Here is a 6,971-nt window from a genome sequence, read left to right on the forward strand (position 1 = left end):
TACGAGCGGACACACAAGCGGAGCTAGGTTTGGAGATCGCGTCCCGAAGGGGGTGGCAGGCGATGAACCCCGACCGGCGTGATGCGTATATGGATGCAGAGCAAAGGGTCCTATAGGCCCGAAAGCCGTTGCCCCGCACGGACCACGGCCATCGCGTGCCGGTCGCCGGGGCGGCGGCCGAGGCGTTCGATCGGTCCTGAGACGCTGATCGAGGCGATGACGCGGCCCGTGCGGTCGCGGATCGGCGCCGAGACACTGGCCACACCAGGCTCCCGCTCGGCGACGCTCTGGGCCCACCCGCGACGCCGGACCTCGGCCAGCGTGCGGCCGGTAAACTTGCAGCGAGGCAGCAGGGGCATGACGGCCTCCGGCGGCTCCCAGGCGAGCAGGATCTGTGCGGCGGAGCCGGCCGTCATCGGCAGCACCGAGCCGACCGGCACCGTGTCGCGCAGGCCGCTGGCACGTTCCGCGGCGGCGACGCAGATCCGTTCGTCAGCCCGGCGCAGATAGAGCTGCGCGCTCTCGCCGGTCGCGTCCCGCAATGCGGACAGCAGCGGCTCGGCGGCCGTCAGCAGCACGTCCGGCGCCGCGTTGGCCAGCTCGCCCAGGCGCGGGCCGGGGCGCCAGCGCCCCTGTGTGTCCCGCACGAGCATGCGATGAATCTCCAGCGCCTGCGCCAGACGGTGCGCGGTGGCCCGGGGCAACCGGGTCCGCTCCACGAGTTCGGCCAGGCTGGCGCCGTCGACACAGGCCGCGAGGATCACCACCGCCTTGTCGAGGACGCCGACACCGCTCATACTGTGTCCCACAAGCCGAAACATACCTCCCAGAATTTAGGATGTCCAGATGGTGGGAGTCACGCCGAAGCCAACGTCGCCGAGGACCCTGGCCGAGAAGGTCTGGGACGCTCACGTGGTGCGATCCGCCGAGGGTGAGCCGGATCTGCTCTTCATCGACCTGCACCTGCTGCACGAGGTGACCAGCCCGCAGGCGTTCGACGGCCTCCGCGCCGCCGGCCGCGCCGTGCGGCGCACCGATCTGACGCTCGCGACGGAAGACCACAACACGCCCACGGGTTACACCAACCCGGCGTTCAACCTCCGGCGCGGTGATCCGTTGACGATCGCCGACCCGACGTCGCGTACCCAGATCGAGACCCTGCGCCGCAACTGCGCGGAGTTCGGCATCCGGCTGCATCCGCTCGGCGACGACAACCAGGGCATCGTGCACGTGATCGGCCCACAGCTCGGCGTCACCCAGCCCGGCATGACGATCGTGTGCGGCGACTCACACACCGCCACCCACGGCGCGTTCGGCGCGTTGGCGTTCGGCATCGGCACCAGCGAGGTCGAGCACGTGCTGGCGACGCAGACGCTGCCGCAGTCCACGCCGAAGACCATGGCCGTCAACGTGGTCGGCGAGCTCGCGCCCGGCGTCACCGCCAAAGACCTTGTGCTGGCGCTGATCGCGCAGGTGGGCACCGGCGGCGGCCGCGGGCACATCGTGGAGTACCGGGGCGAGGCGATCCGCAACCTCTCCATGGAGGGGCGGATGACGATCGCCAACATGTCCATCGAGTGGGGCGCCAAGGCCGGCATGATCGCGCCGGACGAGACCACCTACGCGTATCTCAAGGGCCGGCCGTACGCGCCGCAGGGCGACGCCTGGGACGCCGCACTGGACTACTGGCGCAGCCTGCCCACCGACGAGGGCGCGGTGTTCGACACCGAGGTGACCCTCGACGCCAACCGGATCAGCCCGTTCGTCACGTGGGGCACCAACCCGGGCCAGGGTGTGGCGCTCGACGGCAGCGTGCCGGCACCGGACGACTTCGACACCGAGGCGGAGCGCGTGGCCGCCACCCGGGCGCTGGAATACATGGCGCTGACCCCCGGCACCGCGATGCGCGACCTCGCCGTCGACGTGGTGTTCGTCGGCTCGTGCACCAACGGCCGGCTGGAGGACCTGCGCGCCGCGGCCGAGGTGATCCGGGGTCACCGGGTCGCCGAGGGCGTGCGCATGCTCGTCGTCCCGGGTTCCGCGGCGGTCCGCGAGGCGGCCGAGATGGAGGGCCTCGACAAGGTCTTCGCCGACGCGGGCGCCGAGTGGCGGTTCGCCGGCTGCTCCATGTGTCTGGGCATGAACCCCGACACCCTCTCGCCGGGCCAGCGCTGCGCGTCCACCTCCAACCGCAACTTCGAGGGCCGCCAGGGTCGTGGCGGCCGCACGCACCTCGTCTCGCCACCCGTCGCCGCCGCCACCGCTGTCCGCGGCCGGCTGGCGTCGCCGGCGGACCTGTGACGTCGGCGACAAAGGGAGAAGAGAAGATGGACAAGTTCACCGTGCACTCCGGCACCGCCGTCCCGCTGCGCCGGTCCAACGTGGATACCGACCAGATCATCCCGGCGGTGTACCTCAAGCGGGTGACCCGCACCGGCTTCGCCGACGGCCTGTTCTCCGCCTGGCGCGAGGACCCGTCGTTCGTGCTCAACAACCCGGCGTACGCCGGCGGAACGGTGCTCGTCGCGGGTCCCGAGTTCGGCACCGGGTCATCGCGCGAGCACGCCGTGTGGGCCTTGCGGGACCACGGTTTCCGCGCCGTCGTGTCGCCGCGGTTCGGCGACATCTTCCGTGGCAACGCCCTCAAGGAGGGCCTGCTGCCGGTCGAGCTCGAACTGCCGGCTGTGGAAGAGCTGTGGGCAATGGTCGAGGCGGACCCGACCACCGAGGTGACCGTCGACCTGGAGCGGCGGGAACTCCGTGCGGGTGACCGGGTCTGGGCTTTCCCGCTCGACGACTTCAGCCGTTGGCGGTTGCTCGAAGGGCTGGACGACATCGGCCTGACCTTGCGCCATGAGGCGGAAATCACGGAGTATGAGCAGCGTCGACCGGCATTTCTGCCGGCTATCGGCTAGGCCTTTCTCGGCCCAACGGCCGATCTGAACGCGGAATTCGCCCCCTCCGGTTCCACCGGAGGGGGCGAATCCGTTACGACACAACGACTTTTTTCGGCGAGATGTTTGTGTACCGATGACAATGGGCATACGGTGCGCGCAGAATGGCTCGCGTTGAGGCCATGCAAACATCGGAGGGAAGTTGTGAACAAAGCCGAGCTCATCGAGGCGCTCGCCGCTCGCCTGGGGGACCGGAAGACGGCGACGGCGGCGCTCGACGCGGTCCTCGCCGAGGTCCAGCAGGCGGTCACCAAGGGCGACCGGGTGGCCATCACCGGTTTCGGTGTCTTCGAAAAGCGCGTTCGCGGTGCCCGAACAGCCCGCAACCCGCGCACCGGCGAAGCGGTGAAGGTCAAGAAGACGTCCGTCCCGGCATTCCGTGCCGGCGCGGGCTTCAAGGAGATGGTTGCCGCCGGCCGCGTGCCGAAGGCCGCCGCCGCCAAGAAGACCACCGCCAAGGCCACCACCGCCACGAAGGCGGCGGCCGCCAAGAAGACCGCCACCGCGACGAAGAAGGCCGCTCCCGCCAAGACGGCCGCCAAGTCGACCGCGGCGAAGACCACCACCGCCCGCAAGGCCGCCACCGCCAAGAAGACGAGCACCGCGGCCGCCAAGAAGACCACCACGGCGCGCACCAGCGCCGCGGCGAAGAAGGCGCCCGCCCGCAAGGCACCGGCCAAGCGGGCCCGCTGAGCTGACGCCTGAGGGCAACTGACACAACAGCGCCGAGGGCGCCCACCAGAGTCGGTGGGCGCCCTCGGCGGTTTCGTAACCGTGACCCGGTGGCGTCCGGTGTGGACCCGTCCGGCGGTAGACGTGACCGGGACCACTGACGAGAATCTCTCGGGTGCGCCGCCCATTCCTCACCGCAGCCGGGACAGCACTCGGCGTCGTCCTGCTGACCGACGTGCTGCGCGTCTGGCTGCCGTCGATCATCACCATCTTCGGGCAGGCCGCCTCGACGCCGGCCGAGCTCATGGGTGGCTTCGCGCTGCTGTGGTTCGTGGGCGCCTTCGTCGTCGTGCCGTTGCTGCGCCCGGTAGGGCCCCGTGGTGTCGCGGTCGTCGCCGGTCTGGCGCTGGCCGGTTGCCGGCTCGGCCTGCTGGCCACCGGCGGCGGCACCGCACAGCTCTATCTGGCCAGCGGCGGTCTGCTCGCCGGCCTGGTCTGGCTCGCCGCGACCGCCGTCGCGGGCGCGACGCCGGCGCACGGTTTGGTGCTCGGCCTCGCCGCGGGCACGGCGATGCACGCGGCGGTCGGCACGTTCGACCTGACATGGCGGGGAAACGCGCTCGCTTGGTCGGTGACTGCCCTGCTGTGCCTGGCATTCGGCGTTCTTCTGCCCGCGGTGACCATCCACACAACGGATTCGGCCCCCGGTCCGGCAGCCTGGTTCGTCGTCGGTCCGGTCCTGCTGCTGTGGACGATGGTCGCGGGCTCGCCGGCGCTCGCCGGCACGGCCGTCTCCTACGCGCTCGGCGAGGAGGCCGGGATCGCCGGTCCCGGCCCGGGTTCCGCGCTGCCGGGCGCCGCCCTGTCGGCCACCGCCGTCGGTCTGCTCGCGGCGGGCGCGTTGCTGCCGCGGCCGAACGCCGTGGTGGCGGTCGCCGCCGCCGTCACCCTCACCGGGGGCGCGGCCGCGTTCGCGCTGTCGTGGGGCGCCGGCCTGGTGGCGGCGATCCCCGCGACGGCGCTCGGGCTCGGCCTGGTGCTGTGCGCGTCGGGCCTGCGCAAAGGCGATCCGGCCACGGGCGCGCGGCAACGCGGTTTCGCGGCGGTCGGCGGCATGATGCTGTTCGCCGTCGCCGCGGTGCTCTACTACGCCTCATACGACATCGGCTACCCCAACGACTGGGTGCCACCGGCGGTCGCGGTCGTCGCGGCGGTTGTCGCCGGACGGCCGCCGTACCCCCGGATCGAGGTGTCGCGGTCCTGGCCGCTGCCGCCGGTCACGGTCGCGGTCGTGGCCACCCTGGCCGCGGGTCTGCTGATGCCCACCGGCGCGCGGGGCACCGCACAGACCGCGACACCAGGGGTGGTCCGCCTCGTCGCCTACAACATCCGGATGGGCTTCGGGCTCGACGGGCGGTTCGACCTCGCGGGCCTGACGGCGGCGATCGGCGCGCGCCGGCCCGACGTCGTGCTGCTCAGCGAGGTCGACCGGGCCTGGTTGCTCAACGGTGGCCACGACACGCTCGCCCTGCTCGCCGACCGGCTGGGGATGGCCTACCGGTTCGCGCCGGCGGCCGACGCGGTGTGGGGCGACGCCGTGCTGTCCCGGCTGCCGGTCGTCTACACGGCCACGAGCCGGCTGGAGGCGGTCGGTGCGCCGACGGGCGCGCAGGCCCTCGGCGTCGTGCTCGACGTCGGCGGCACGGAGCTGGCGGTGGTCTCCACCCACCTGCAGCCGCCGCCGGACGGCGGCCCGGTCAGCCAGGCGCGCGAGGTTGCCGCGTTCGCGCGTGGCTTCGCCGCCGGCCGCCCGCTGGTGGTCGGCGGCGACCTCAACACCCAGCCGGGGGACGAGGCGTTCACCGTGTTCACCGACGCCGGGTTGCGCGACGGGTTCGCCGACGCCCGGCCGTTGCCCACGTCGCCGGCGGACGCGCCGAAGGAGCAGATCGACCACCTGCTGGTCTCACCGGAGATCGGCGTGACCGAGGTCGAGGCACCGCGCACCGAGGCGTCCGACCACCTGCCGGTCTCGGCCAGCCTGACGGTCGCCGGATAACCCGTGCTGCGGCCCGCTCAGATCAACCAGGACGGCCGAACAGGAGCGTGGCCTAGAGCTGATCGGCCGCGACCGCCCCGTCGGCGGAGAAGGCGATCAGCCAACCGCCGCCCTTCGGGGTGTGGTAGTCGGCCGAGCCGCCGCCGTTGAGCAGCCGGGCCAGCGCGCCCGGCATCACCTTGCCCTGGCTGCAGGCGACGAAGTCGGAGCCCGCCGCGGCCAGCTCCGCCAGCCGGCCGGCCGTCGACAGCGACTTCTCGACCGGGTCCTGGCCCGGCTTGGGCTCGTCCAGGGCGGAGTCCGCGACGATCGGCAGGTCGAGCAGATCCGCCAGCGGCTCGAGGGTCTGCACGCACCGCAACGGGGTCGCCGACACGAGGTGGCCCGGGCGCAACGGGGCCAGCAGCGGAGCCAACGCCGTCGCCCGTTCCTTGCCGTCGCCGTCCAGTGGTCGCGCGGAGTCGGGGCCGGACCAGGTGCTGCGCTTGCCGGCGTGGGCGTGCCGGACCAGCCCGCACACGACGGTCACCCGGGGCAGGGTGGCGAAGTCGCGGACCACCCGGATGTCGTGCGAGTACGTCAGCAGCCCCAGCGCGTCCTCGACCGGCAGCCAGCGCATTCCGTTGACCTCGTCGGCGTCGACCTCCACGGTGGGATCGTCGGCGGCGTACCGCATCGACCAGTAGTCGACGGTCTTCGGGAAGCCCTCGCGCACCGTGTAGCTCACGCTGGAGAGCCGCACCTGCGGCACGGCGCGCACACCGGTCTCCTCGGCCACCTCGCGCACCGCGGCCGCCAGCGGGTGCTCGCCGGCCTCCAGCTTGCCCTTGGGCAGCGACCAGTCGTCGTACCGCGGCCGGTGGACGAGGCAGATCTCCGCCCCGTCGCCCTTCGGCCGCCAGACCACGCCACCCGCGGCCCGGATCACGGCAACCATCGCGTCCTTGTCGGTTCGGCGGCGACCGCCCATGCCTCTGGGAAAGCGGCCCGCACCGCGCGGATCGAGGCGCGTTCCCGCTCGTAGAGCCGGCCGGCGACGACCGCGAGATCGGCGTCGCCCGCCTCGGCGGCCAGCGCCACCCAGGTGTCGGCCGCGACCGCCGCGTCCTGGTGCTCGCCCAGCAGGTTCTGCACCTTGCCGAGGGCCTTGGCCAGCTTCGCGGCGGGGCCGCCGATCACGGCCGCGACCGCGTCGACCGCGTACCGGGCCCGCTTGCCGTTGATCCGCACCGCGTGCCAGCGCTCGTCGGCCGCCAGCGGGTCGAGGTCGGCGGCGCCGTCGACGC

Annotated in this window: 7 protein-coding genes; 4 read left to right on the forward strand and 3 right to left on the reverse strand. The window is 72.5% G+C overall.

The genetic code is table 11. The annotated features are described in order from the left end of the window. Positions 1-110: 110 nt before the first annotated feature. On the reverse strand, positions 111-797 hold the full coding sequence (locus AB0H87_RS35315; RefSeq protein ID WP_089254997.1) for an IclR family transcriptional regulator: 687 nt from the start codon (positions 795-797) through the stop codon (positions 111-113). Positions 798-846: 49 nt separating this feature from the next. Between AB0H87_RS35315 and leuC the strand changes: the two genes are divergently transcribed. The 4 genes from leuC to AB0H87_RS35335 all read left to right on the forward strand — a co-directional run bounded on the left by leuC (position 847) and on the right by AB0H87_RS35335 (position 5,685). After that, a complete protein-coding gene (gene leuC / locus AB0H87_RS35320; RefSeq protein WP_360155933.1) occupies positions 847-2,301 on the forward strand; it encodes a 3-isopropylmalate dehydratase large subunit in 1,455 nt (484 codons plus the stop codon). 26 nt (positions 2,302-2,327) lie between these two features. After that, positions 2,328-2,915, forward strand: a complete 588-nt coding sequence (gene leuD, locus AB0H87_RS35325; protein WP_360155936.1) for a 3-isopropylmalate dehydratase small subunit — start codon at positions 2,328-2,330, stop codon at positions 2,913-2,915. Positions 2,916-3,098: 183 nt separating this feature from the next. Further along, complete coding sequence (locus tag AB0H87_RS35330) at positions 3,099-3,647, forward strand: HU family DNA-binding protein (RefSeq protein ID WP_360155939.1); 549 nt, start codon at positions 3,099-3,101, stop codon at positions 3,645-3,647. A 154-nt stretch (positions 3,648-3,801) separates the two neighbouring features. Next, positions 3,802-5,685: an endonuclease/exonuclease/phosphatase family protein gene (locus AB0H87_RS35335; RefSeq protein WP_360155942.1), complete on the forward strand. Its 1,884-nt coding sequence runs from the start codon at positions 3,802-3,804 to the stop codon at positions 5,683-5,685. Between the two features lie 52 nt (positions 5,686-5,737). Here AB0H87_RS35335 and AB0H87_RS35340 read toward each other — a convergent pair whose 3' ends face one another. Continuing rightward, on the reverse strand, positions 5,738-6,622 hold the full coding sequence (locus tag AB0H87_RS35340) for an NUDIX hydrolase (protein WP_360155945.1): 885 nt from the start codon (positions 6,620-6,622) through the stop codon (positions 5,738-5,740). Continuing rightward, a partial coding sequence (locus AB0H87_RS35345; protein ID WP_360155948.1) for a CHAD domain-containing protein occupies positions 6,610-6,971 on the reverse strand: 362 nt, incomplete at its 5' end. The genes AB0H87_RS35345 and AB0H87_RS35340, both read right to left, overlap by 13 nt.

This window comes from Asanoa sp. NPDC050611, assembly GCF_040654855.1.
GTDB lineage: Bacteria > Actinomycetota > Actinomycetes > Mycobacteriales > Micromonosporaceae > Asanoa.

Coding starts and splice junctions, on each gene's coding strand:
- leuC (WP_360155933.1), top strand. CDS start 847: ATGGTGGGAGTCACGCCGAAGCCAACGTCGCCGAGGACCCTGGCCGAG.
- AB0H87_RS35340 (WP_360155945.1), bottom strand. CDS start 6,622: ATGGTTGCCGTGATCCGGGCCGCGGGTGGCGTGGTCTGGCGGCCGAAG.
- leuD (WP_360155936.1), top strand. CDS start 2,328: ATGGACAAGTTCACCGTGCACTCCGGCACCGCCGTCCCGCTGCGCCGG.
- AB0H87_RS35315 (WP_089254997.1), bottom strand. CDS start 797: ATGAGCGGTGTCGGCGTCCTCGACAAGGCGGTGGTGATCCTCGCGGCC.